General features: G+C 56.9%; 1 pseudogene. It reads left to right on the plus strand.

The window, feature by feature from the left end:
• A pseudogene (locus E5Q11_RS17655) lies at nt 1-304 on the plus strand (acyltransferase); the annotation flags it as partial.

Consider the following 304-nt stretch of genomic DNA (forward strand, 5'->3'; position numbering starts at 1 on the left):
CATTGCCTGGTGGGCGCTGGATTTTCCGTTCATGCAACGCCACACCAAGGATCAGATTGCCAGAAACCCGAGCCTGAAAGGCCGTGATATTGAAGCCACCCGGGCCGCGTGCGAAAAGTTCCGCTTTACCCCGGTGACCATCTTCAATTTTATGGAAGGGACACGCTTCACCCCGGCCAAGCAATCCGCCCAGAAATCCCCTTATCGCCACCTGCTGAAACCCAGGGCTGGCGGAACCGCTGTTGTTCTGGAAGCCATGGGTGATTCCCTGACCACCATGCTGGACGTGACCATTGTGTATCCC

Source organism: Marinobacter confluentis (assembly GCF_004785685.1).
Taxonomy (GTDB): domain Bacteria; phylum Pseudomonadota; class Gammaproteobacteria; order Pseudomonadales; family Oleiphilaceae; genus Marinobacter; species Marinobacter confluentis.